We start from the raw sequence: 24,760 nt of genomic DNA on the forward strand, positions 1-24,760 counted from the left end.
CCGCAATAATACTCTGCCGGTTGATCAATAACTCATCCGGCGAGTTTTTTATGTCGCGGCTTTTATTCTGGCTTAAGTTTGTCTAAAACTGACCTGACGCAATATTTGATCACGATCACTTCCCCATAATGATAATCACTATTATGAGGGTGGGAACCATGGACAAATTACTCGACCGCTTTTTCAACTATGTCTCTTTTGATACACAAGCAAAAGCCAATGTAAAATCCGTGCCGAGCACTGAAGGGCAGCGCAAGCTTGCTCAGGCATTACAACATGAGTTGCAGGCGCTGGGTCTCTCTCAGGTTAGCTTGAGTGACCATGGCTGTGTCATGGCAACATTGCCTGCAAATGTCTCCTGGCCGGTCCCCACCATTGGTTTTATTGCCCATCTTGATACTTCACCTGATTTCTCAGGTAAAAACGTCAATCCACAGATTTTAGAAAACTACCGCGGTGGCGATATTGCCTTGGGTATGGGTGACGAGGTTTTGTCTCCGGTTATGTTCCCGGTATTGCATCAGCTACTTGGACACACCTTGATAACCACTGACGGTAAAACTCTGTTAGGCGCGGATGATAAAGCTGGCATTGCCGAGATAATCACCGCCATGGTGCGCTTAAAGCACACCCATGTTCCTCATGGGGATATCCGCATTGCGTTCACACCAGATGAAGAGGTGGGCAAAGGTGCGCGCTTCTTTAATGTGGAGGAGTTTGATGCGCAGTGGGCTTACACGGTAGATGGTGGCGGTGTTGGTGAGCTGGAGTTTGAGAACTTTAATGCGGCATCAGTGACCATCAAAATTGTAGGCAATAATGTTCATCCCGGCAGTGCTAAAGGGGTGATGGTCAATGCTTTGTCGCTGGCGACTCGCTTCCATCAGGAACTTCCTGTGGATGAAACACCTGAGTGTACAGAGGGTTACGAAGGTTTCTACCATCTGCAAAGTATCAAAGGCACTGTTGAGCGGGCTGAAATGCACTATATTGTGCGGGATTTCAATCGCGATGGTTTTGAAGCGCGCAAGAAGAATATGGTAGATATTGCCAAGCGGGTCGGGAAAGGTTTACACCGTGATTGCTATATCGAAATCATTATGGATGACAGCTATTACAACATGCGTGAGCATATTGTTAAGCATCCGCATATTATTGAACTGGCCCAGCAGGCCATGCGCGATTGTGATATCACCCCGATTATGAAGCCGATCCGTGGCGGGACCGATGGCGCTCAGCTATCCTTCCGCGGGTTGCCTTGCCCAAATATCTTTACCGGCGGTTATAACTATCACGGTAAGCATGAGTTTATTACGCTGGAAGGGATGGAGAAAGCGGTCTCAGTTATTATGCGAATTGCGGAATTGACCGCTAAACGAGCTAAAGTCGCATAAAGTTACTGGCTATTTTTTAGTAGAATGCCCCGTTATTCGGGGCATTTTTGTATCATAAACCGCAAATCAGTCGTTAAAATACCAATATCCGCTGTTTACCATTGCACTCAGCATCGCCAGGAATGAAGGGTCTTCCAGTGCATCACCCAGTTTCTCGGCATCAACACTGAAATGTTGGCACAATGCGTCGGCGGCCTGCAAATGCGGTGTGTCAATCAGCTCACCGTTAGCATAACAATGATCACCAATGCGTAGCACGCGCAGGCCGGTCAGGCGTTGTAACGCCTCGCCTTGCTGAAGTAATTCATAGATATCACCGGCCTGATAAGGCGGCTCCGGTGGTGCAATATCCAACTCATGGCGCGATTGAGAGATAAACTCACCGAACCAATTTTGGAAGTGCTCTGGTTGCTGGACTAAATCCAACATCATGGTACGCAGCTTATCGACTTCTTGCGGCAACACCTCAGCAGGATGTTCGCGCAATTGCAGGTCGGGATCACTGTAGCGGTAGCTGCCTAACTCCCGTGAAAGTATGTAGTCAGCAAAGCCACTGACCAGTTCCCGCGCATTTGGAGCGCGGAAGCCGACGGAGTAATTCAATGCATTTTCAAGTGCATAGCCTTCATGAGGGAAACCCGGTGGGATATAGAGAATATCACCCGGCTCCATCTCTTCATCAATGATGGCGTCGAAGGGGGCAACTTGCAGCAAATCTGGATGTGGGCAATGCTGCTTCATTTCGGTTTTTTCGCCGACCCGCCAGCGCCGCCGGCCCGTACCCTGAATGATAAAGACGTCATATTGGTCAAAGTGCGGGCCTACGCCGCCACCGGGTACCGAGAAGGAGATCATTAAGTCATCCATGCGCCAGTCAGAAAGCTCACGGAAGGGGCGCATTAATGCCGCCGCGGGTTCGTGCCAGTGGTCAACCGCCTGCACCAGCAGTGACCAGTTGGTTTCGCCTAAGTGGTCAAAGCTCTCAAAGGGGCCGTGACCCACTTGCCAGCGACCATCTTCATGACTGACCAGACGGCTATCGACCTCATTCTCCATCGCTAACCCGGCAAGCTCGTCTGGCGAGAGCGGGTCAATAAAGTTTTTAAAGCCGCGTTTGAGGATAACGGGACGTTTCTGCCAATAGCGTTGCAGAAAATCAGGCCAATCGAGATCGAGTTGGTAATCCATGTTTATTCCAAATAGGAGGGGCTTGGCAGTGATTATAACGGATGCCTGCCACCAGTATCAGGGGGTGATAGGCAAATTTTGTTAATCATCGTGATAATCATTTTGTTGCCCAAAGGTGACCATCATTTTTGCGCCCCCTAAGAGGCTCTCAGTGATGGAAATTTCACCCTGATACTGTTCGATTATTTCGGCGGCGACTGATAACCCCAGCCCTTGCCCTGGGCGTAACGTATCAACCCGCAGCCCGCGTTGGAAAATCAACTGTCGCTTGCTTTCAGGGATGCCTGGCCCATCATCCTCGACTACGATAGTGAGCTGTTTTTCAGAGTGCAGGGCGGTGATCTCAACAAATTCCAAACAGTATTTGCAGGCGTTATCCAAAACATTGCCCATCACCTCCATAAAGTCATTTTTATCACCGAGGAAAGTGACTTCCGGCGAGATATCCAGTGTCAATACGACCCCTTTACGCTGGTAAACTTTATTCAGCGCACTGCACAAGCTATCTAGCAGGGCAGGAACAGAGTGAATTTCCCGAACCAGCACGCTATGTTCTGAACGCATACTCGCACGATGCAGGTAATAACCAATTTGCTGGGAGATTCGACTGATCTGCTCAAGCATGATCGGCTCAACTTCCTCGATAGTCGTCTGCTTACCGGTACGTAAAGAGCGTAACGTCGTCTGCAATACTGCCAGTGGGGTCTTAAGACTATGGGTGAGGTCCGACAGTGTGGTGCGATATTTGGTATAACGCTGGCGTTCATTGGTTAGCAAGGTATTGAGATTACGGACCAAACCCTGTAATTCGCGAGGTGGGTTCTCATCTAGTTGTTCGCGCTCACCTTTTTCAAGCTGATTGATCTGGCTGACCAGCGCTTTAATTGGCCGCAGGCTCCAATAGGCTGCTAACCACAGCAGGGGGATCACCAACAGTAAATTTGCCAATAAGACATAGCTAAACCAGTCCCAAACCAGGTCAGAGCGCTGTAACTCCTGCGGGATGGTATCGACGACCACAATAGTGAGTTGTGGCAAGCGGGAGGTCGCGGGATAAGTATTGACGGAGATTGAGTGAGTTAAGGCGCTGTTATCGTTATCGTCATATTTTTTAAGCTGATCTTGGGCTTTCGGGTTATCACCGAGCATCATGCTACTGATGTGTGTCCCGGTATCCAGTTCGTAAAAGCCCGGTTTTTGTAACCAGCTTTTTTCGATATGAGATTCAAGTTCAGGGACATGGCGCTGACGCCACAAGATGTTGCCATCTTTATCGTAAATCAAAATCAGCGTAGGGATGTTCAGTTCAAGTTCAGGGGGCACCGAAATACTGAGTTTATTATCGTGCCACTGTGCCAGACTGAAAAATAAGTTACTTTCACCACGGTGAGCTCTGAAGGTGTTCTTATCAAAGCTGACAATATAGCCCACCACAGCGACCATGCCATAAGATAGTGATAGCGCAAGGATGACACCGGCAGTTGCCATAAGAAAACGGGCACGCAGGGAGAACGGCTTACTATTTTTCCTGAACATGGTGTCTAGTTGGCGTCAAAACGGTAGCCCTGACCACGGATGGTCGTAATCACTTCACCCTCATGTTCTGCCTGCAGTTTTTTACGCAAACGGCCCATTAATACATCAATGGTATGGCTCTCACGTAGTTCTGCATCAGGGTACAGTTGCAGCATAAGTGTCTCTTTGCTGACGACCTTACCCGAATTACGAATCAGGGTTTCAATAATGGTGTATTCGAAGGCGGTCAGTTTAATCTGTTGCTGGTTGACACACAACTCCCGGCGCGAAAGGTCAATCTGAAACGGGGGGAACTCAATGACCTGAGACGCCAGACCAATATTGCGTCGCATCAAAGCTTGCATTCGGGCAATGACCTCCTCCAGATGAAAGGGTTTGGTCACATAATCATCGGCACCGGCTTCCAGCACTGCAACTTTATCTTGCCAGCTCTCACGTGCAGTTAGCACCAAAATGGGGAGGTTTGTTTGATGGCTACGCCAACGACGGATAAGGCTCAACCCATCTTCGCCGGGTAGGCCAAGATCAATAATGGCGATATCTGGGGCGTGCTCTTGTAAGAAATAGTCCGCCTCTTTAGCATCTTCTGCTGCGTCGACCTGATGGCCCATTTCACGCATTTGCACCGTAAGATGGTGGCGCAACAAAGCGTTATCTTCCACAACCAAAACCCGCATACCACGTCCCTCGATAAGTAAATAACCGGATAACCAATATTACCCGGTAAGTTATTAATTAGAAGTTATAACGTAAACCCACTTGCATTGCTTGATCACTCACCTTCCAATTATGGTAAGTGTATCCCACTTCGCCCACGAGGCTTTGCGTGAACGCGTAGCTTGTCATAATGCGAGCTTCATGGAAGGCACGATGGTCATAGTTTGCCATTCGATAGGCTACATCCATACCGACGTTCTGCGATAGTTTACTTTTAATGCCAATTTCGCCCGTAGCACTATTGTAAGTATTGGTTTTTTTACCGTCTTTACTGGCATCAAATACCATTGCGCGGCGACTAGCGCCCACTAAACTATAAAAATCGATATTAGGGGAAAAAGCAAAGTGATACCCAACTCCGAGAACGGCTTCTGCAAGACCTCGGTCTTTATTGGCAATGCTATTTAGGCGACCATCAATAAATACATTGTTATCAAAGCCATAGCCACCGTTGATATAGAGACCACCCATATTGCGGTTGCCAACATGAGAGTAGTTATTTTGACTAAATTGTTGATCAAAGCGCGCATTATTATTGATCACACCGTATTGCAGTCCACCGGCGACGTATGTGTAGTCACTCGCCATTGAGGTGACACAAGTTCCCATCAGGGTGAGTGCTAGTAGGGTTGGTTTCAACATTTGATAATAACTCCTGCGTGTAAGAAATCCTTTTGATATCGCTATTATTATCAATCACAACGACTAAACAGGGTATAAACAGGGCAGGAGCGTGGAGGGATAAAAATGATTAAGACGCTAATGAGCCTCATCCTTGAGGCTCAAGCAGTGGTGATATATTACTTTAATTCATCAACCATGGTGACAGCCCGACCAATATAGTTGGCAGGTGTCATGGCCTTCAGGCGAGTTTTCTCCTCTTCCGGCAAGGCCAGACCATCAATAAACGCCTGCATACCTGCGGCATCAACACGCTTGCCACGGGTAAGTTCTTTCAGCTTCTCATAAGGTTTTTCAATGCCATAGCGGCGCATGACAGTCTGGATTGGCTCAGCCAGAACTTCCCAGTTATGGTCCAACTCTTCCAGCAGGTGTGCTTTATTGACCTCCAGCTTGCTGATCCCTTTCATCGTCGCCTGATAGGCGATCAGGGCATAACCCAGGCCGACACCCAGATTTCGCAACACGGTGGAGTCTGTGAGATCACGCTGCCAGCGTGAAACCGGTAACTTGCTAGCCAAATGGCCCAGCACTGCATTAGATAGCCCAAGGTTGCCCTCGGAGTTTTCAAAATCAATCGGGTTGACTTTATGCGGCATGGTACTTGAACCAATCTCGCCAGCGATGGTTTTTTGCTTGAAGTGATTCAGTGCAACATAACCCCAGATATCGCGATCAAAATCGATCAGGATAGTATTGAAGCGGGCAACACAATCAAAAAGCTCGGCAATATAATCGTGAGGTTCGATTTGAGTGGTGTATGGGTTCCAGTTAATCCCCAGTGACGTGACAAAACTTTCGCTGAACTGATGCCAGTCAACTTCAGGATAAGCCACGATGTGCGCATTATAGTTACCAACAGCACCGTTGATTTTGCCCAGAATTTCCACTTGTGACAGTTGGCGGAACTGACGCTCCATACGGTAAGCAACGTTAGCAAATTCTTTACCGATAGTGGAGGGGGTTGCTGGTTGACCATGGGTGCGGGACAGCAGCGGCAAGTCACGATATTGGTGGGCCAGCGCTTTAATTGAATCAATAATCTGACGCCACATCGGTAAGACCACATCCTGGCGGGCGGTTTGCAACATTAAGGCGTGGGATAAGTTATTGATATCTTCAGACGTACAAGCGAAGTGAATGAATTCTGACACCGCATGTAGGGCTGGAATGCTCTCCACCTTCTCTTTGAGGAAGTACTCAACCGCTTTCACATCATGGTTCGTGGTACGTTCAATGGTTTTGATGCGTTGTGCATCCTGTTCATTGAACTCTTGCACGATCTTATCGAGGTAAGCGTTTGCGTCGGCATTAAAAGCCGGAACTTCTTTGATTTCTGCACAGGCGGCCAGTTTTTGCAGCCAACGTACTTCGACCTGCACACGGAATTTCAGCAAACCGAATTCGCTGAAGATTGGGCGCAGTGCGCTGACTTTATCGCCATAGCGTCCATCAATAGGTGAAACGGCGGTCAGTGAGGATAATTCCATCGGTGGCGACTCCTGAGATCAGATTTCAATTATGAGCAAGAATACTCTGTGCCTGCTTAAACAGACGATTTCGCGAAAACATTAACTGCAAGCGGCTTCCGCCAACTTGTTGCCAAAGCACGGTTGAGCGGATACCCGCCAGCAGGGTGGCACGAATTTTTGCCTGCACCAGTGTGCTTTGTAAAATAGCCGGTGAACCTATGACCTGAATACGCGGGCCGAGCGGGCTGATAACATCAGTATAAATAGATGCCAGCGAACTCATCATAGTTTCAGATTCGAGGTCAAAATGTGCCAGTTGGCGATCAAGCTGGCTGATACGTTCACCTAAGGTATTCATGGCTGATTTATTGGCGTTGAGCTTCCGTTCCAGCACCATCAGGCTCAGGGTATAGCGGGTCAATTCCGCTGCTGGCCCCTGGCGATTGGCATTTAAGACGCTTTGCAAGGTTTCCAATCCCATTTTCAGGGATTGCTCATTACCGCCAAACACCGCCAGTGTTGAGGGGGGATTGGTTTGCAGCAGCCCCCCCAACACGGTACTTAATGCGTCATTATCGCACTGACCTTCATGGGCCAATTGTTGAACCAAGCGAGCTGACTGGCAGACTCCTGCCAATGCCAGCGTAATATCATAATAGTTCTTCGCCACGGTCACTCCTGTAAACATTTCGGCTCAGTGTTGACTGATTTAGTGGGTTGCTGAGTCAATCAGCGGATAGCGCGCTTCAATAATACCACCACCGAGACACACTTCAGCCTGGTAGAAGACGGCGGACTGACCGGGCGTAACTGCTGCCACCGGATCATCAAACCGAACTTCCACACGTTCATCATCCAGCGGTGTCACGGTGCAAGGAATGTCCTGCTGGCGGTAACGTGTTTTCACGACACAGCGGAAAGCGGCGGTGATAGGTTGACGATCAACCCAATGTAGCTGTTGGGCAATCAGACCCACAGACATCAATCGCGGATGTTCATGGCCTTGTGCCACCAGCAAGATATTGTTGGCCACATCTTTATCCACCACATACCAAGGGTCATCGCCGCCATCTTTGGTGCCACCAATCCCTAACCCCTTACGTTGCCCCAAGGTGTGATACATCAGGCCCTGATGTTCACCCATATGTTGGCCGTCTACGGTCATGATTGGGCCGGGTTGCGCGGGCAGGTAACGACCAAGGAAATCGCGGAATTTGCGTTCACCAATAAAACAGATACCGGTAGAGTCTTTTTTCTTTGCGGTAACCAGATCAAGCTGCTCGGCGATGCGGCGAACTTCAGGTTTTTCTAACTCACCCACCGGGAACAGGCTCTGAGCAAGCTGTTCGTGACTGAGGGTATAAAGGAAGTAGCTTTGATCTTTATTGCCATCCAAGCCACGTAACAAGCGGCTTTTACCATTAACGTCCTGACGGCGAACATAGTGACCGGTAGCAATATAGTCAGCCCCCAGATCTTCGGCGGCGAACTCAAGGAAAGCTTTAAATTTGATCTCTTTATTACAGAGAATATCGGGATTAGGCGTGCGCCCAGCTTTATACTCTGCGAGGAACAGTTCGAACACGTTGTCCCAATATTCTGCAGCAAAATTGACGGTGTGCAACTCCATGCCCAGCTTGTCGCATACCGCTTGAGCATCGGCCAAATCGGTCGCTGCTGAGCAATACTCTTCGCCATCATCCTCTTCCCAGTTCTTCATGAACAGGCCAGCGACTTGGTAGCCCTGTTGCTGGAGCAGGTAAGCGGAAACGGAAGAGTCGACACCGCCGGACATACCGACAATGACTTTTTTCTGGCTGTTATCTGACATGGGAGTCTCACTAACGTAAATACCTAAGCCTCGGCAGGACTCTTGCGGATCAACCATCCGAACAATTTTTCCACGCCGATAAGGCATTATAAAAACAAGCGCCGGATTTTATCACGTTGATCGCGTTGCTGCATTGTTGATTCGCAGTCTGAGTGAAATTACCTACGTAAATCAAATCCGCCTGCTACAGCGGCCAGTTAAAGGGGCCTACCAAATCAAGGGAGTAGCGCTCTGGCTGTTGGTAACAGCGGATACTTTCAGCGACCAGCGGTGAACGCAAATTGGCTGATTGCACTATTTCATCGGCAGTGAGCCACAGGCAGCAGTCGATATCACTGTCATGGGGCGAGGTGGGTAGTGGGGCCGGCAGTTCAATCACAAAAGCGAAACGTAAAAATGGCGTTTTGTCCGGTGCGATCCATTGATGCATCCGCAAAAACGATTGCGGTGTTGCCCGAATACCGGTCTCTTCCCACAGCTCTCTTTCCGCGGCCTGTAGCAGGGTTTCATCTGCTTCCAAGTGACCCGCAGGTTGATTCCACAACTTTTTACCGTTAATGGTCTCTTCAACAACTAAAAACTTCCCTTGAGCGTGTACGACACAAGCGACGGTAACATGGGGCTTAAACATGGTTTATCTCCTTCCATTCGCCTGGCTGTAGGTCGCCAAGACTTAAATTTCCCATACTAAAACGTATCAGGCGCAGGGTTGGGAAGCCAACATGGGCAGTCATTCTGCGGACTTGCCGGTTGCGGCCCTCGAAAAGCGTGATCTTTAGCCAACTAGTGGGGATCGATTTTCGTTCTCGAATAGGCGGATTACGTGGCCAGAGCCATTCGGGTTCAGCCACTAACTCAGCTCCGGCCGGTAGGGTCGGGCCATCTTTTAAGGTCACACCCCGTTGAAGCTGAGTAAGCGCTTCCTCTCCGGGTACCCCCTCTATTTGCACAAAATAGACTTTACCTGTTTTCTGGGCCGGTTGCGTCAGTTTGGCTTGTAATTTGCCATCGTTGGTTAATACCAGTAAACCTTCACTGTCACGATCGAGTCGGCCAGCGGCATAAACATCATTAAAAGGAATGAATTCCTTCAATGTTCGGCGTCCGGACTCATCTGTAAATTGCGGCAACACATCAAAAGGCTTGTTGAATAACAGTACTCGCCGTAGGGTGACTGGTGTTACCGCTTTGGCCTGTGACTGAGTGCTGAATCGGTTAACTTTGTGATTTTTAACAGAGAATTTATTCATGATTATTGCGATTCCGAATGATTAGCGCATTATACCTCAATCCGTTTCGGATTGGCGTGGAACGAATATTCAAGTAGTATTGACACGAATCTTACAAGGCATTAACAAAATTGCGCTGAAGGAGAGGTTGATGGAAAGCAAAGTAGTGGTTCCGGCAGAAGGTAAGAAAATTACTGTCGATGCTCAGGGTAAACTGGTTGTTCCGCATAATCCGATCATTCCCTTTATTGAAGGTGACGGCATTGGTGTTGATGTGACTCCAGCCATGATCAACGTGGTCGATGCTGCGGTGAAGAAAGCCTATAAAGGTGAGCGTAAAATCGCCTGGATGGAGATCTACACCGGTGAAAAATCAACGCATGTTTATGGTAAAGACGTTTGGTTGCCAGAAGAGACACTGGATCTGATTCGTGACTATCGTGTTGCGATTAAAGGCCCGTTGACCACGCCAGTTGGTGGCGGTATTCGCTCTTTAAACGTTGCTTTACGTCAACAACTCGATCTGTATGTGTGCCTGCGCCCAGTGCGTTATTACGAAGGGACACCAAGCCCGGTAAAACACCCTGAATTAACCAATATGGTGATTTTCCGCGAAAACGCAGAAGACATCTATGCGGGCATCGAATGGAAAGCGGGTTCACCAGAAGCAGAGAAAGTCATCAAGTTCCTGCGTGAAGAGATGGGCGTGAAGAAAATCCGCTTCCCTGAACAGTGCGGTATCGGTGTAAAACCTTGTTCAGAAGAGGGGACCAAGCGCTTGGTACGTGCTGCGATTGAGTATGCAATTACCAACGATCGTGAATCAGTCACTCTGGTTCATAAAGGCAACATTATGAAATTCACCGAAGGCGCATTTAAAGACTGGGGTTACCAGTTAGCGCGCGAGGAGTTTGGTGGTGAGCTGATCGACGGCGGCCCTTGGGTTAAAATCAAAAACCCAAACAACGGCAAAGAGATCATCGTGAAAGATGTGATTGCTGATGCCTTCCTGCAACAAATCCTACTGCGTCCTGCTGAATATGATGTTATCGCCTGTATGAACCTGAACGGCGATTATATTTCTGATGCATTGGCTGCACAGGTTGGCGGTATCGGTATTGCCCCAGGTGCTAATATTGGTGATGAATGTGCCTTGTTCGAAGCCACACACGGGACTGCACCAAAATATGCGGGTCAGGATAAAGTGAACCCAGGTTCTATTATTCTGTCAGCAGAGATGATGCTGCGTCATATGGGCTGGTTTGAAGCGGCTGATTTAATCATTAAAGGCACTGAAGGCGCGATTCAGGCCAAGACAGTGACTTATGATTTCGAGCGCTTAATGGATGGCGCTAAACTGTTGAAATGCAGTGAATTTGGCGACGCCATTATTCAACACATGTGATTTTAATACATCTATAAAACTTCACGGGGGCTTATGCTTCCGTGGGTTTTTCAACACTCTAACATTTCTTCTGCAAAACCCTTCTGCAAAATAGCCATTCTTAGCTGACTTAATATCCTGCGATTAGCAAAATTCCGGAAATTTTTAAGGTATTAGTGGTATGTCTCATGGTTTTGGATCCACTCTCTGCTAGAGTATGCCCACTGATTATTATAGGAATAGTAATTAATGGGACGGATTTTAAGTATTTGTTTGCTGGCTTTGGCATTAAGTGCCTGCGATAGGGGCCATGAGCCTTTCGTCTTCACCGCAAACGTTGCAAGCTATTCGAATATATTCGGGTTTGACCCAATACAGGGGCCGGTGAAATCACTGACTCAAAAAATGCTAGATGCAAAGGGTGATACTTATTCTGATGTTCATGCAGAGATAAATAAAGATGGCTGCTTTACCGTCCTTCGGATACATACTCCTGACCAAGATGTTGATTTGGATTACGTAAAAGAGGGGAGTTATCTAATCGATAATAAAACTAAAGAAAAACAGCTCATTTTAAATGATAAATGCAACATTACTCAAACCGCGAGTGGAAACGTTAAAGTCATAAGTAATGACAAAGGATTCGTAACCGATGTTAAAATGTCTGAGTCTGGAGTGACAAAGAAACATTATGATTATGATGCTAGTGGGTTTCCTGTTGTAGATATTAGCTACGATCATGGTAAGACATTTAAAATAGTGACTGAATTAGATGCTAAAGGGCAACGCCCATTCAATTATAAAACGAAGATTTATGAAAATGATAAGCTGCTACTCTCAACTAAAAGAGATTGCAAAACTGATTCACATGGGAATCCGACATCTTGCAAAATAGAGAGTATGGAGCCCGCAGGTAAAGTCATTGAGGTCTATACGGCAACATATAATACTGAGTACTACTGATTGCTGCGTTTTAATTGATCTTAGGATAGGCGGGAACTCTTCCCGCCATCTGATGTGAATCCTTACGCGAATGGAGACTCTTTTTTCAGGATTTTATCTATGATATTTAGCACACCAGAATCATTATTTGAGTCAGTCTGATACTTGGCAATTTTTTTAATATTATCGGGTGCATTTGCCATGGCATAGCCAAATCCGGCATATTGCAACATCTCAATATCATTGCCACCATCACCAAAGGTGACCACCTCCTCATCTTTTACCCCCCAAATATTTTGGAGTAATTTGATGCCATTGGCTTTGTGGACACCGGGTATTATCAGGTCGACAGAACCATGGCCGCTGGAGACTGGCGTGACAATACCTGCCAATTCATATTCAATGAATGTCATAAAGTCGGGCAACTTTTCATTGGGTAAACTGATCGCGAATTTAAATGCTGGTTCTGTGACTTGATTAAAGTCATCAATGATTTTAAGTCGGTGATAGTATTTGCTCATGGTGGTATAGAATTCTTGATCTGAAGAACTCAGCATATACGCACCACTCTTTCCGCAAAGTATTACATCAAGATAGGGGATCGGCAGTAACGTTTTTAGCACATGATGACAGTCGCCACTGGCGATTTCGCCACAAAAAATCTCGGTATTTTCATTGCTGACATAGGCGCCATTCTCAGCAACAAAAGCGATTTCATTAACGATATCAGGGAAAAATGAAATTAGCTGATAATATTGATTACCACTGGCAACAACAAATTTTATTCCATTCTCTTTTAATTGTGAATATTGTGCACTAAACCGTTGCCGATCAAAGCTCATTTGATCGTTGAGGAAGGTTCCATCCATATCAACAGCAATAATTTTGATGCTCATTTCATTTTCCTCTTTAACATATTTTAAAATAGGGCTAATAGAAAATATTTACACATAATTTATCTAAAAAAAAGCTAGCATAATTTTGCTAGCCGGTAAAATTACCTACTCAGTTACATTTTAATCTTCAAATTTAATCTTCAAAACATTGCGTTGGCTAACTCTTCCGTAGCTTTCATTCCAGTCATATTGTCACTAGTCACTGGAATACTTCAGCTTAAAAGCGCCTATTGCGATAACAAGGAATGTCAGTGCAACTATTGAGAATGCCGTGTAAAGGTCAGTCAAGTGGGCAATAAAACCGATTAATGCTGGCCCACCCAAGACCCCGAAATAACCCATTGTTGCGACCAGAGCGACTGACATATTAACAGGCATCACTTTTTCCTGCCCCGCCAGAGTGATAAGCACTGGAACTATATTCGCAGCCCCAATCCCCACCAGAGCAAAACCAAGCAAGGTCAATTTCCAGTCAGGAATAGCGACCGCGATGGTATAACCGATCATGGCAAAGACACTACTGAAAATCAGTACACGTTTACGTCCCAAGAGAGTGACAACTTTGTCGCCAGTAAAACGCATGACCGACATAGTGCCACCGAAAATGGCAAATCCCCATCCGGCATGGGCGATATCGAGGCCACGGTCATTAGTCAGAAATACGCCACTCCAATCCAATATTGCACCTTCTGCCATGAAACATATCATGCACATCAGCGCCATTAAAATGAGCCTAAAGTTTGGTCGCGGTTTTGTTATTACCGGCTCATTAGGCTCTTTATGATCGCCAAAGGGGATTAATTGGTTGAATACGGTTGATGTAATTATTGCAATCACTGCGACAGCAATAAGTGTTACGGTGAAGGGCATTAAGCCGACCGTAAACAGTATTGCGCCGCCCCCAGCGCCAGCAAGTGAGCCAATACTGAATAAGCAATGGAAGCCGGACATTAGGGGCTTATCAGCGGATTGTTCAACCAGAGAGCCCTGAACATTCACGGCGACATCGACCAGGCCAATACCCGCGCCAAAAAAGAATAGGCATAGTGCCATTAAGGGAAATTGGTCAATAACGGCCAAAGTAGGTAAGAAAATACTGGTCAGTGTGATACCCAATAGCATTATATTTCTGCACCCAAAACGGCCGATGAGTTTTCCTGAGAAAAGCATCGCCAGAAGTGAGCCACTACCCAGGCAGAGCAGCAACATACCCAATGAGCCTGCATCGAAATTTAATCTGTTTTGGGCATAAGGCACTAGTGATGCCCAAAGCCCCATAGCAAATCCGGCGACAAAGAAGATGGCTCGTGTGGCGATACGTTTAGCCTGAGAGTCCAGAGGGTAGTCGCGGGGATAAGTAGACATTCTATAGTGACCTTTGTCTGGTTAAATGTTCGAGTAATCAATTCTAAAACACTTTATAAAATACTTAAATTAAGTTATAAAATATAATGCTACCGCGAGTAGTGTCAAGCACAATCTTGACTGGTGAACAGGTTTATCACCTGAGGTTGAAGGGCGGAAGTATTCAGTGGTGAGTGCAAACTGGAAGTGCATTTTTTTGAATGGTGTATTTATGTCTTAGACATATTTACCCGATGGCAGAAGTATCTGAGTGCTAAATCTTAAATACTCGGAAGCTATTGTAAGCATCAAGGGTGTATTCTGATATTCCATTATGGTAATCAGATTTTATGCTATCGCGATAAACAAAGTGAGGGATGTGTTTGCTATCAAACCTTTTTAGTAACTCAGCAGAGAGATCTTCGATACAACTCTGGCTGACCAGTTCCCCTGATATGGCTATGGTGGCGGGGTTAATTATTGCAATCAAAGATGACGTAATATGGATTAGTCTCTCTAACACCAAGGTGTGATGAGATTTTATATTGTCGCTATTTTCAACGTTATTATAAAATGGCAGATTAGATACTTCACCTGCAAATTGGCTAGCGCCTCTAAGCATTTCCCCTGAAATAACAATACCACAACCAGTACAATGCCTTGGCGGCATATAAATATAAGCGATAGGTTCATCTATATCACGGCAGTTATTCCGATAGAAACCAAATGCCGTATAATTCATATCGTTACCTACCTGGACAAAAATACCAAAGCGGGCACTTAATAACTCGGTTATTGCTAATCCCTCCAGGTTGATAATATCGCAGGAAAGTACGCTTCCACCACCAACAATACCGGGTAACCCAAGCCCTATGGCTCGGATATTACTATGCTTATCAGCAATATTCTGAATGTGCGTTATCAATGCATCCACAGTGAGATTACTGTAGATCTCATTATATTCTTCGATAGTCTTATTATCAGCAGAGATTAGGCGAGAGGATATAACACCTGAGGTGTTGGTTCCCTCAATATAAATACTTAATAGGCTAAAATAGTTCGAATTATATATATATCGTTTTGCCGGGCGGCCACCGCGCGATTCATCAAGAGACTCCTCAATAATTTCTCCCTTTGAACAGAGTTCATTCAAAATGGTGCCGCATGTCGCCAGACTTAGCCCGGTGTGGTTGGATATATCGCCTTTGGTTGCAGACGTCAGTGATTTTAATGTACTTGTAACCAACATAATATTTTTTTGTTTCATCTGTCTGGTGGTATTCATCGGAACAGTAGTCATTTTTTTCACCAATGGTTCAGCAGAAATGAATATAACATGTTAGTATTTATGAAGAAATCACTATCATTGTATTTGTTGTTAGCCTTCTCGTACTTATTTTTACCAGTTTGACTACTGATATTTCTAATTGAGGTTGAACAGATAATACATAAAATTCAATCCAGTCTGTAGGGGTAATGACCCACCTACAGACTTTCAATTATTGAGGGTATTAGCCTGCCGACTCTTGCTTACATAGCTCTTTTGGTGGTGTTTTTGGCATTTCGGCTTCGTTAAATAGGGCGTCTTGCGATACAACTTCGATCGGCGCAGCAGCAACCTCGCGGGCGCGTTTACGTAAGCTGAACCAACCGGCAATAAGTAACAGAGTTATCACGGGGACAGTGGCGATAGTCCAGGTGCCATTCGGATAGTCGAAAGCCATCATCACTAAAACACCGAGCAAGAAACAGAGTGTCAGCCAAGATGTTACTGGAGCGCCGGGCATTTTAAAGGAGACCGGTTTAGCTGTGCCCTGTTTTATTGCCTGGCGTAATTTCATCTGGCAGATAATGATAAATGCCCATGAGCTGATAATGCCCAATGAGGCAATGTTCAAAACGATTTCAAATACTTGTGATGGGACAAGGTAGTTTAGTAACACGCCAAAGACATAAATTCCTACGGTAACGAGTATCCCGGCATAGGGGACAGACTGCGGGCTCATTTTGGACATGAATTTAGGTGCTGAACCGCCCATTGATAGCGAGCGTAAAATGCGGCCAGTAGAGTAAAGGCCTGAGTTCAAGCTGGAAAGTGCAGCCGTTAACACCACAATATTCATGATGCTGCCAATATAGGGGACACCTAAGTTGCTGAAAAATGTTACAAAAGGACTTTGCCCCGCCTGATAGGCATTCCATGGTAGCAAACAGACTAACAGCACTACGGAACCGACATAAAATAGGCCGATGCGCCAAATAACACTATTAATGGCCTTTGGCAGCATTTTTTCCGGGTCCTTGCATTCACCGGCGGCAGTACCGATCAATTCAATCCCTGCGAAAGCGAATATGACTCCTTGGACCAATATCAGCGCTGGTAATAACCCGTGAGGAAAGAGTCCGCCATTATCGGTGATGAGATGCACACCGGTTGAATGCCCAGCAACACTCTGCCCAGTCCCAAGGAAGACGACTCCCACCACCAAAAATATTGCAATGGCAGCAACTTTGATCAGCGCGAACCAAAACTCCATTTCGGCAAACCACTTCACACCAATCATATTCATGGTCGCAACAATGGATAACGCGCCGAGTGCAAATAACCATTGGGGTACATCAGAGAATGTCCCCCAATAGTGCATATAAAGTGCTACAGCAGTAATATCGACGATCCCGGTCATTGCCCAATTGAGGAAATACATCCACCCCGCGACATAGGACGCTTTTTCGCCTAAAAACTCTCTGGCATAAGAAACAAAGCTACCACTGGACGGGCGATGTAAGATTAATTCGCCGAGAGCTCTGAGAATAAAAAACGAGAAAACTCCGCACACAAGATAAACTAACGCTAGCGCCGGACCTGCCATTTGCAAGCGGGCACCTGTACCCAAAAACAATCCGGTACCAATAGAACCGCCGATAGCTATCATCTGTATATGACGTCGCCCCATACTTTTGTGGTAGCCAGTATCATGAGAATCTAACCAGCGTTTTTTTGCGGCGTGATGGGTCTCCGCAGAGTGCTTTCCTGACATCATAGACTTTCCCTATTTTCCTGTCTGTCGTGCAATCATGGTGAATGTATTACAGCAACTGATTGCTAAAGGTTAATGCATAAAGAGCGTCTTAGCGCCTTCAGTTATTATGGTTTTTATTGCTGCCATTGGATTTCTGGAGGGGCATGCTATCGTTTCTGTCGTGATGAGGCAAAAAAATATTCACTTATAAATTATTTTTTTTGTGTTATTAGCAGAGTCAATAATTGAGATTAGGCGGCTTATTTATATTCAATGAGAATTCTTTGTGGTAGTCACATTCTCCATGGTTATTGATTAAATTATCAGCAATTTATAGCTCATTGTTTAATTGATGAAAATTAAAGCGCTGCTTATTTTAAATATATATTAACTCCTTATCTATTCGTAGTAAATTATTAACTCGCTTAGTTTCTATTGCTAGATTGTTACATCTCACAAGATTGCAACTTATCCTATTGATATTAATAATGAGGCATCATTGTTTTTTATTTCTCCGTGCTAACTTATAATTTATTTTTATGTAACCACGTTAATGTCATCAATGGTATTTAGTAAGCTACTAGATTGTTATAATGAAATCTGTTTCTCCAATAGATTTTGGTTCAGATATTTTTATGTGAATGACCTTGCTCACTCACTGAGCATAAAACACGCATGTTTTTGGTCAGGATGAGATCTGGCACACAATTTGCCCAAAGTGCCGCTACCCTCTGCGTGGCATTCAAGACCAAGAATAGGGATCTGAAACAACTGGTATCCTCTGCAGGTTTTACCGCACTATTGGGGATAACCGAACCGTCATTGTACAGTGTGACCCTTAAACTGAAGCGTCCACTGGTGGCGGCGATGATTGGTGGGGGCTGTGCAGGTATCTATGCGGGGTTAAGTGGCGTGGTGCGTTACGCCTTTGTTTCACCAGGGCTTGCTGCGTTACCGGCATTTATTGGCGAAAATCCAATGAATATCGTTCATGCACTGATAACTTGCGTGATTGCGATTGTTGTCACTTTTGCCCTGACGTGGGTGCTGGGTTTTGAGGACCCGGTTGAGAAGCAGCCACAACTCGATGAAATTATTAAAGATAATAGCAGATCAGATACCGCAGGCAACCGCGCTGAAACGGCGGTACTGGCCGAGGTCATTAACAGCCCGCTGAGCGGTAAGTTACTGCCACTAGCTCAGGTTAACGATGATGTTTTCTCTCTGGGGTTGTTGGGGCAAGGTGTGGCTATCACCCCGGAGGTGGGGGAAGTTCGTGCTCCGGTCACGGGCGAGATTATGACATTGTGCCACCAAATGTGTCCTGACGGGAAAATTGGCCCGGCGATTAATACCACCTCCATGTATCAGGCAAGTGCGCACCACAAGATGCGATTGCTGCGCATAACTGGGAAATATTACGCTGTTGGAGCTTTCTCGATGTGGCTGTTGATGGCCGTTATAATTCGCTGGCGTGGCGCTATTTACAGGACCGAGGGTTGGCCCCCATCCTGTAACATAATGAAGTTATTGTTATGGGCAAAGGTATTGGATTCAATAGCAAAATTGGCGATGCGATCGATCCGGAAAAATAGAAAAAATCTATGGTGTACAAAACACACAGGCAAGTAAAGAGTATGTGCGGTTGATTGAAAATACGCCAGAGGAGTATCTCTCTTTGGTTCAGAATATTATGAATAACGCCAATTTAAGCCTAAAGGGAAAACTGAGCGAGCAGTTATTCTTCACATTGACGGGTCATATCACTTTTGCTATTGAGCGCTTTCAAAAAGGTATTTCAATTCAAAATCGCTTATTATATGAAGTCAAAATATTTTATCCACATGAGTTTGTCATTGCACAACAAGCCGTTAATTATCTGAATGAAAAACTCAATATTCAGTTGCCGGAAGAAGAGGCCGGTAATATTGCATTCCATTTAGTGAATGGTCAGACTAATATCCAGAGCATGGAGAGTACTCTGCTTTCAGTTAAGATGCTGAAAGATATCTTTAATATTATTAAATATCACTTTAATGTTGTGATTGACCAGAATTCACTCAATTACCAACGTTTTCTGACTCATATGCAGTTTTTTATTCAGCGTATGATTGAGAGTAGCCAGATTAAAACCAAAGATAATTTTATTTTTGAACAAGTAATTCGCGAGTATCCAGCTGAGTACCGATGCAGTATGTTAATCCGTGATTATATCAAAAACCTGCTGAGCATCACTATCTCAAATGATGAAATATTGTATTTAATCATACACCTGGTTCGGATTGTGGGTTCGTCAACGGATGATGAGTAGTGGCAGTCGGCCCTAACTGCATCTCAACATAAATCCATTCACCACCAACTGAAAATCATACCAGACAAAACTGTCACCCTTCAGATTATTTAATTACAAAACGCCAAGTTAAGTTAATTATAATAAACTTGACGATATCTTCTCAAAAACAGAAATCCTAACCACTGTGGTTGTTTTTTTATTTTTAATCGAGTGGTAGTTTGATGGCATATATTTACATTTCAACAAAATGGTTGATATGTAATATCGATAATTTATTTTTAGTGCCAATCTGATTGATGTCTTTATCAGAAATATTAATCGGATGAATATTAACGGCTTTAGGCATTAGATAGGCCATCTTCCGTTCCTTAGGTGCTACCCAACTGTAGGTCTAAAATGAAAAAAACAAATCAGGATATCACTCTTTCATCCGCCGATAAAATTGATATGGCGGATAAATCCGCAACCAAGAGATTTTTTTCAAGTATCAATGAGATGAATATAAATACCATGCCAATGGCCCTGTTTATGACTATTTCGGCCATTGTGTTCATTTCGGCTTATGCCAGCTATTTACCGAAAAATATGATTGGTGGCCTGGCTGTTATCATGACGATGGGCTTTGTTTTATCACACATTGGCCGTCATATTCCCGTGCTGAAAGATATTGGTGGGCCGGCCATTTTATGCTTAATGGTGCCGTCGGTTCTGGTTTACTTTGGTATTTTCCAAACAAATACGCTGGACACTGTCCACTTGCTGATGAAAGAGGCGAATTTACTCTATTTTGTGATAGCCAGCCTGGTGGTCGGTAGTATTCTCGGTATGAACCGCGTGGTGCTTATTCAAGGGATGACACGAATGTTTATCCCGCTGGTGGTGGGCACGATAACCGCAGTGGCTACCGGTTTACTGGTTGGTAAATTATTTGGTTTTACCGCTTACCACACTTTCTTCTTTATTATTGTCCCCATCATCGGCGGTGGTATTGGCGAAGGTATTTTGCCATTATCATTGGCGTATTCAGCTATCCTTGGGCAGTCTCCGGATATTTATGTGGCTCAACTTGCCCCTGCGGCGGTAGTTGGCAATATTTTTGCGATTATTTGTGCAGGGGGACTGGCGCGTATTGGTATGCGCCGCAAAGATCTCAATGGCGAGGGGATGCTAATTCGTTCGGCAAAGGACAATGCCGTATTTACTTCGCAAGAGGGGCCAAAACAAGCGGATTTCCAATTAATGGGCGGAGGGTTGTTGATGACCTGCGCTTTCTTTATTGTTGGCGGTCTGTTTGAGCATATCGTTCATATTCCTGGCCCCGTACTGATGATCTTGATTGCGGTGATGTGCAAATACGCACAGGTTATTCCATCGAAAATGGAGCAGGGTGCGCATAGTTGGTACAAATTTGTCTCTACCACACTGGTGTGGCCGCTGATGATTGGTCTGGGAATGCTATATGTTCCATTGGAAAGTGTTGTCGCGGTGTTCTCTGTCGGCTATGTGGTGGTCTGTGGTGCCGTGGTGCTATCAATGGCTGCAATCAGTTTTATTATCGCCCCGTATTTAAATATGTATCCGGTTGAAGCTTCCATCGTCACTAGCTGTCACAGTGGATTAGGGGGGACGGGGGATGTTGCCATTTTGTCCGCCTCTAATCGAATGTCATTGATGCCCTTTGCTCAGATAGCAACCCGTATTGGTGGTGCATCTACCGTGATTGGTGCCACGCTGCTATTAGGCTGGATTATATAATTCCTCTATTGGTACTGGCGCAACAAGCGGTATCCCTTATCGGATGCCGCTTTTTTCGGGGGCTTAGGCGCACTCTGTTATTGGTAATGCTGCTATTGGCAATACTGTTTTAAGACTTCTTGCTGACTGGGTAAGCGCTTGTAGAGATAGACGGGGCGCCCGGTCGCACCGTAAAGAACCTTGGTGCTGAGGACTTCGGTATCTGAAAGATAAATCAGATATTTGCGGCAAGAAACCCGCGAAATACCAATGGCGTTCGCCATTTGCTCAGTTGAGAACTCCCCCTCTTGCATTTCTTGGATCCATTCACATACCGTGCGCAGTGTCTGTGCAGTCAGCCCTTTTGGTAACTTTTTCCGCTCGGCAGGGAGCAGATTACTGCGCCGCAGTAATGAGTCCACATCTTCTTGAGCACAATATTCACGTTGTTCCAGCAAGTTCTTTTTTTCACGGTAAATGGAGAGCGCCTCTTCAAAACGTGAGAATTGGAAGGGCTTAATTAAGTAATCGACTACCCCATATTGCAGTGCTTTTTTAATGGTATTCACGTCGGTGGCTGATGAAATCACAATCACATCAGTATGCACGCTGAATTCACGCAGCACTGGCAACAAATCCAATCCATTGTCTTGGCGCATAAAAACATCCAGCAGTACGAGATCAATCGGCTGCTCCGCGGCCATTAAGTACTCTCTGGCTTGCTGTAAGCTGGAAACTGAACCGCAGCAGTTGAAGCCAGCTACCTGGTTGAGATAGCACTTGTTCAGTTCAGCCACCATGGCATCATCATCCACTATTAATACATTAATCATGATTTACCGCGCTGATGTTGTTTGAAGAAATATCGCTAGAAGTCATATTGTTATTAGGTGTCATATTATTAAGGGTAGTGTCGTAGGGGAGGCTGATAAAGAACTGTGTAAAAACGCCCGCTTCAGAATCAAACTCAATATTACCGCCAATGCTCTCTAAACTCTGACGCACCAGGCTCAAACCGATGCCGTGTTCATTTCCTTTGGTGGAGAAGCCATTATCAAAAATACGATCTTGCAGTTCAGCTGATATGCCCGGCCCATCATCACTGACAACACAATGCACTCGGCCATGTTGATAATGAAAGCTGACATTGATCTCACGTTGGCCCTGGCTACCAATAGCCTCCATGGCATTTTCAATCAAATTGCCTAATACCGTGATTAAGGTGGTGGTCACTTGTTCATTATCGGTATCCGGCAATAAGCTATCGTCGCTAATGGATAATGTGATACCTAAGTCCCGCGCCCGGTTAATTTTCCCTAACAGGAAACCAGCAATGACCGGTGATTTTACTTTGCGTAGCAGAGAGCCGATTTCTGCCTGATAATTATTCGATGTTTTAACGATGTAATCTTCGAGTTGTTGATAGTACTTCATGTGTAGCAGGCCGAGGATCACATGGAGCTTATTCATAAATTCATGTGACTGCGCGCGTAAAGCATCAGCGTAATGCACCATGCCGGTCAGGCGTTGCATTAGTTGGCTCACTTCAGTTTTATCGCGGAATGTGGCAATGGCGCCGATAATATTACCTTTCACCATCACTGGGACAGTATTGGTCAGTAATATGCTGCCATTAAAGTTTATCTCTTCGTCACGGCGGGCAATGCCAGTTTCCAATACCTGTTGTAAATATAAGCGCACCGGCCAATATTGACTGGCATGACTCAATAACAAATTCTCCATCGGGCCACTTTGCTTAAATAGGCGTTTGGCTTCATGGTTAACCACGGTAATACGTGAGTCGGCATCAACAGCAATGACGCCCTCCTTAATTGATTGCAGCATGGCGTTACGCTGCTCAAACAAATTAGATATCTCGTAGGGTTCGAAGCCCAACATAATTCGTTTCAGCGCCTTAACCAAAAACCAGGTTCCCAGTGAACCAATCAGTGCGCCAAATAAGATGGTCCACGGGATAGTCCAGCGGGTTTCACTCACCACCGAATCAATACTGGTCAGGGAAATACCAATCGCCACCACGCCAATCTGTTTTCCCTGCTTATAGATAGGGATAAAAATACGCAATGCCTGCGCCAGTACACCACGATTTATCGCGCTGTGCTCTTTACCCTGCAATGCGGGGAGCAGATCATTGCCGATAAAGTGTTGACCGATCATTTCAGGGTTGGGATGTGAATAACGGATGCCTTTCATATCAGTAATAACGATGAATAGCAGCTCATTGGCTCTCTGTACTTCGCTGGTATAGGCCTGGATCTGCTGGCCGGCCGCCGGGTCTGTTAAGCCGTTAATGATGGTGGGTGAGTATGATAAGGCCCGTGCAACGGCGACGGCTTTGTTTTGCAAACTCTCTTGAGCCATCTGGCTGAGCTGAATGAAGAACAGCGTGTGAACCACTAATAGCACAGAGATAATCACCGCAGAGACCATCAGGGTAATTGAGGTGCTGAGCCGTAGCGGCATTTTTTGTTTTCCTGCCGATGTTGCGTTGTTCATGCCATGCTCCAGAGACACCGGCCTGGATGATCCTCAGACGTCCAGATAGATGAAATGGGTGGGTGACCAAAAGCCGTAATCCCAATAAGCGGGCTGACAAAGTTGCCTTATAGTTTACGCTGTTTAGTAATTAGGATGCTAATACTTAGGGTTACTTTAGCTACATAACGATTTATATAGTTATTCAAATATCACCCTTCACGGCCTGGATATCACGACCGAGGGCTATGTGCGATCTGCCCAGATTCGGTCACTACAATCAGGCGAGTTGGTCGAATTCGGCAACCCAAGCCAGTCTCAGTTGGTGACGTTCAAGTGCTAGCACGACCATTGCTTGTTAAGTTAGCCTGCTTACCGATAATTTGATGGTAATTAATGTGATTATACACGGTAGTAAAAGTGTTCTTGTTATTTTTTAGCGCTAATTGACTAATTTTGTTGATAAATGAGGTAATGAAAAACATAACTTATAAATGTTAAATCATGTGATTCTGTGATTCATTCCATGTATCGGAAAGAGAAAACAATTATCTGTATTAATTTGACTCATGTGGCAGCATTAAATATCGCGATAGATGCTGT

The 24,760-nt window shown here is 45.5% G+C and carries 20 protein-coding genes and 3 pseudogenes; 7 read left to right on the forward strand and 16 right to left on the reverse strand.

The genetic code is table 11. The features are described 5' to 3' along the window. Nucleotides 1–158 precede the first annotated feature (158 nt). Complete coding sequence (pepT, locus tag AACW11_RS02215) at nucleotides 159–1,394, forward strand: peptidase T (protein WP_212585772.1); 1,236 nt, start codon at nucleotides 159–161, stop codon at nucleotides 1,392–1,394. Between the two features lie 66 nt (nucleotides 1,395–1,460). Here pepT and AACW11_RS02220 read toward each other — a convergent pair whose 3' ends face one another. From AACW11_RS02220 to rluE, 9 genes are all read right to left on the reverse strand, one after another. Further along, a complete protein-coding gene (locus AACW11_RS02220) occupies nucleotides 1,461–2,582 on the reverse strand; it encodes a ribosomal protein uL16 3-hydroxylase (protein WP_212585773.1) in 1,122 nt (373 codons plus the stop codon). Between the two features lie 81 nt (nucleotides 2,583–2,663). Then, complete coding sequence (phoQ, locus tag AACW11_RS02225) at nucleotides 2,664–4,118, reverse strand: two-component system sensor histidine kinase PhoQ (protein WP_212585774.1); 1,455 nt, start codon at nucleotides 4,116–4,118, stop codon at nucleotides 2,664–2,666. 5 nt (nucleotides 4,119–4,123) lie between these two features. Further along, nucleotides 4,124–4,795 carry a two-component system response regulator PhoP gene (gene phoP / locus AACW11_RS02230; protein WP_212585775.1) on the reverse strand — a complete coding sequence of 224 codons (672 nt, stop codon included), beginning with the start codon at nucleotides 4,793–4,795 and terminating at the stop codon, nucleotides 4,124–4,126. A gap of 58 nt (nucleotides 4,796–4,853) precedes the next feature. Further along, entirely contained in the window at nucleotides 4,854–5,477 is a 624-nt protein-coding gene (locus AACW11_RS02235) for a YPO1635 family putative outer membrane beta-barrel protein (RefSeq protein WP_212585776.1), read from the reverse strand. 158 nt (nucleotides 5,478–5,635) lie between these two features. Beyond that, the gene (gene purB / locus AACW11_RS02240) at nucleotides 5,636–7,006 is read right to left on the reverse strand and encodes an adenylosuccinate lyase (RefSeq protein ID WP_212585777.1); all 1,371 of its coding nucleotides are present in this window, start codon (nucleotides 7,004–7,006) and stop codon (nucleotides 5,636–5,638) included. A gap of 25 nt (nucleotides 7,007–7,031) precedes the next feature. Then, nucleotides 7,032–7,658, reverse strand: coding sequence for a high frequency lysogenization protein HflD (hflD, locus tag AACW11_RS02245; protein WP_212585778.1), 627 nt, complete (start codon nucleotides 7,656–7,658; stop codon nucleotides 7,032–7,034). A 39-nt stretch (nucleotides 7,659–7,697) separates the two neighbouring features. Next, the gene (gene mnmA / locus AACW11_RS02250) at nucleotides 7,698–8,819 is read right to left on the reverse strand and encodes a tRNA 2-thiouridine(34) synthase MnmA (protein WP_212585779.1); all 1,122 of its coding nucleotides are present in this window, start codon (nucleotides 8,817–8,819) and stop codon (nucleotides 7,698–7,700) included. Between the two features lie 184 nt (nucleotides 8,820–9,003). Beyond that, nucleotides 9,004–9,450, reverse strand: coding sequence for an NUDIX hydrolase (locus tag AACW11_RS02255; protein WP_212585780.1), 447 nt, complete (start codon nucleotides 9,448–9,450; stop codon nucleotides 9,004–9,006). Then, nucleotides 9,443–10,069, reverse strand: coding sequence for a 23S rRNA pseudouridine(2457) synthase RluE (gene rluE, locus AACW11_RS02260; RefSeq protein ID WP_212585781.1), 627 nt, complete (start codon nucleotides 10,067–10,069; stop codon nucleotides 9,443–9,445). Before rluE ends, AACW11_RS02255 begins: the two co-directional genes overlap by 8 nt. Before the next feature lie 130 nt (nucleotides 10,070–10,199). On the opposite strand from rluE, the gene icd reads away from it, so the two are divergent. Continuing rightward, nucleotides 10,200–11,453: an NADP-dependent isocitrate dehydrogenase gene (gene icd / locus AACW11_RS02265; RefSeq protein WP_004873900.1), complete on the forward strand. Its 1,254-nt coding sequence runs from the start codon at nucleotides 10,200–10,202 to the stop codon at nucleotides 11,451–11,453. A 228-nt stretch (nucleotides 11,454–11,681) separates the two neighbouring features. Further along, nucleotides 11,682–12,395, forward strand: a complete 714-nt coding sequence (locus tag AACW11_RS02270) for a YnfC family lipoprotein (protein ID WP_212585782.1) — start codon at nucleotides 11,682–11,684, stop codon at nucleotides 12,393–12,395. A 62-nt stretch (nucleotides 12,396–12,457) separates the two neighbouring features. On the opposite strand, the gene AACW11_RS02275 is transcribed toward AACW11_RS02270, so the two are convergent. The 4 genes from AACW11_RS02275 to ansP form a co-directional block, all read right to left on the reverse strand. Next, the gene (locus AACW11_RS02275) at nucleotides 12,458–13,270 is read right to left on the reverse strand and encodes a Cof-type HAD-IIB family hydrolase (protein WP_212585783.1); all 813 of its coding nucleotides are present in this window, start codon (nucleotides 13,268–13,270) and stop codon (nucleotides 12,458–12,460) included. Between the two features lie 195 nt (nucleotides 13,271–13,465). Continuing rightward, the gene (locus tag AACW11_RS02280) at nucleotides 13,466–14,635 is read right to left on the reverse strand and encodes an MFS transporter (RefSeq protein ID WP_212585784.1); all 1,170 of its coding nucleotides are present in this window, start codon (nucleotides 14,633–14,635) and stop codon (nucleotides 13,466–13,468) included. A 253-nt stretch (nucleotides 14,636–14,888) separates the two neighbouring features. Further along, nucleotides 14,889–15,914, reverse strand: a complete 1,026-nt coding sequence (locus tag AACW11_RS02285) for an ROK family protein (RefSeq protein ID WP_212585785.1) — start codon at nucleotides 15,912–15,914, stop codon at nucleotides 14,889–14,891. A 211-nt stretch (nucleotides 15,915–16,125) separates the two neighbouring features. Next, complete coding sequence (ansP, locus tag AACW11_RS02290) at nucleotides 16,126–17,655, reverse strand: L-asparagine permease (protein ID WP_212585786.1); 1,530 nt, start codon at nucleotides 17,653–17,655, stop codon at nucleotides 16,126–16,128. Nucleotides 17,656–18,336: 681 nt separating this feature from the next. Here ansP and AACW11_RS02295 point away from each other — a divergent pair. The 3 pseudogenes from AACW11_RS02295 to AACW11_RS02305 all read left to right on the forward strand — a co-directional run. Beyond that, nucleotides 18,337–18,939, forward strand: a pseudogene (locus tag AACW11_RS02295) (PTS glucose transporter subunit IIA); the annotation flags it as partial. After that, nucleotides 18,928–19,142: pseudogene (locus tag AACW11_RS02300) on the forward strand (family 1 glycosylhydrolase); the annotation flags it as partial. The pseudogenes AACW11_RS02295 and AACW11_RS02300, both read left to right, overlap by 12 nt. Nucleotides 19,143–19,151: 9 nt before the next feature. Further along, nucleotides 19,152–19,945: pseudogene (locus tag AACW11_RS02305) on the forward strand (PRD domain-containing protein); the annotation flags it as partial. A 214-nt stretch (nucleotides 19,946–20,159) separates the two neighbouring features. Here the strand turns inward: AACW11_RS02305 and AACW11_RS02310 are convergent. After that, on the reverse strand, nucleotides 20,160–20,285 hold the full coding sequence (locus AACW11_RS02310) for a hypothetical protein (protein WP_283050032.1): 126 nt from the start codon (nucleotides 20,283–20,285) through the stop codon (nucleotides 20,160–20,162). A gap of 38 nt (nucleotides 20,286–20,323) precedes the next feature. On the opposite strand from AACW11_RS02310, the gene AACW11_RS02315 reads away from it, so the two are divergent. Continuing rightward, the gene (locus AACW11_RS02315; RefSeq protein ID WP_212585789.1) at nucleotides 20,324–21,682 is read left to right on the forward strand and encodes a 2-hydroxycarboxylate transporter family protein; all 1,359 of its coding nucleotides are present in this window, start codon (nucleotides 20,324–20,326) and stop codon (nucleotides 21,680–21,682) included. A 92-nt stretch (nucleotides 21,683–21,774) separates the two neighbouring features. Here AACW11_RS02315 and dcuR read toward each other — a convergent pair whose 3' ends face one another. Then, nucleotides 21,775–22,494: a two-component system response regulator DcuR gene (dcuR, locus tag AACW11_RS02320; protein WP_212585790.1), complete on the reverse strand. Its 720-nt coding sequence runs from the start codon at nucleotides 22,492–22,494 to the stop codon at nucleotides 21,775–21,777. Continuing rightward, the gene (locus tag AACW11_RS02325; RefSeq protein ID WP_212585791.1) at nucleotides 22,487–24,178 is read right to left on the reverse strand and encodes a sensor histidine kinase; all 1,692 of its coding nucleotides are present in this window, start codon (nucleotides 24,176–24,178) and stop codon (nucleotides 22,487–22,489) included. The genes dcuR and AACW11_RS02325 overlap by 8 nt, the downstream gene beginning before the upstream one ends. Nucleotides 24,179–24,760: the final 582 nt, after the last annotated feature.

This window comes from Yersinia sp. Marseille-Q3913, from assembly GCF_963892745.1.
In the GTDB taxonomy this organism is placed as follows: domain Bacteria; phylum Pseudomonadota; class Gammaproteobacteria; order Enterobacterales; family Enterobacteriaceae; genus Yersinia; species Yersinia bercovieri.

Coding starts and splice junctions, on each gene's coding strand:
- pepT (WP_212585772.1), top strand. CDS start 159: ATGGACAAATTACTCGACCGCTTTTTCAACTATGTCTCTTTTGATACA.
- AACW11_RS02220 (WP_212585773.1), bottom strand. CDS start 2,582: ATGGATTACCAACTCGATCTCGATTGGCCTGATTTTCTGCAACGCTAT.
- phoQ (WP_212585774.1), bottom strand. CDS start 4,118: ATGTTCAGGAAAAATAGTAAGCCGTTCTCCCTGCGTGCCCGTTTTCTT.
- phoP (WP_212585775.1), bottom strand. CDS start 4,795: ATGCGGGTTTTGGTTGTGGAAGATAACGCTTTGTTGCGCCACCATCTT.
- AACW11_RS02235 (WP_212585776.1), bottom strand. CDS start 5,477: ATGTTGAAACCAACCCTACTAGCACTCACCCTGATGGGAACTTGTGTC.
- purB (WP_212585777.1), bottom strand. CDS start 7,006: ATGGAATTATCCTCACTGACCGCCGTTTCACCTATTGATGGACGCTAT.
- mnmA (WP_212585779.1), bottom strand. CDS start 8,819: ATGTCAGATAACAGCCAGAAAAAAGTCATTGTCGGTATGTCCGGCGGT.
- AACW11_RS02255 (WP_212585780.1), bottom strand. CDS start 9,450: ATGTTTAAGCCCCATGTTACCGTCGCTTGTGTCGTACACGCTCAAGGG.
- rluE (WP_212585781.1), bottom strand. CDS start 10,069: ATGAATAAATTCTCTGTTAAAAATCACAAAGTTAACCGATTCAGCACT.
- icd (WP_004873900.1), top strand. CDS start 10,200: ATGGAAAGCAAAGTAGTGGTTCCGGCAGAAGGTAAGAAAATTACTGTC.
- AACW11_RS02270 (WP_212585782.1), top strand. CDS start 11,682: ATGGGACGGATTTTAAGTATTTGTTTGCTGGCTTTGGCATTAAGTGCC.
- AACW11_RS02275 (WP_212585783.1), bottom strand. CDS start 13,270: ATGAGCATCAAAATTATTGCTGTTGATATGGATGGAACCTTCCTCAAC.
- AACW11_RS02280 (WP_212585784.1), bottom strand. CDS start 14,635: ATGTCTACTTATCCCCGCGACTACCCTCTGGACTCTCAGGCTAAACGT.
- AACW11_RS02285 (WP_212585785.1), bottom strand. CDS start 15,914: ATGACTACTGTTCCGATGAATACCACCAGACAGATGAAACAAAAAAAT.
- ansP (WP_212585786.1), bottom strand. CDS start 17,655: ATGATGTCAGGAAAGCACTCTGCGGAGACCCATCACGCCGCAAAAAAA.
- AACW11_RS02310 (WP_283050032.1), bottom strand. CDS start 20,285: ATGGCCTATCTAATGCCTAAAGCCGTTAATATTCATCCGATTAATATT.
- AACW11_RS02315 (WP_212585789.1), top strand. CDS start 20,324: ATGAAAAAAACAAATCAGGATATCACTCTTTCATCCGCCGATAAAATT.
- dcuR (WP_212585790.1), bottom strand. CDS start 22,494: ATGATTAATGTATTAATAGTGGATGATGATGCCATGGTGGCTGAACTG.
- AACW11_RS02325 (WP_212585791.1), bottom strand. CDS start 24,178: ATGAACAACGCAACATCGGCAGGAAAACAAAAAATGCCGCTACGGCTC.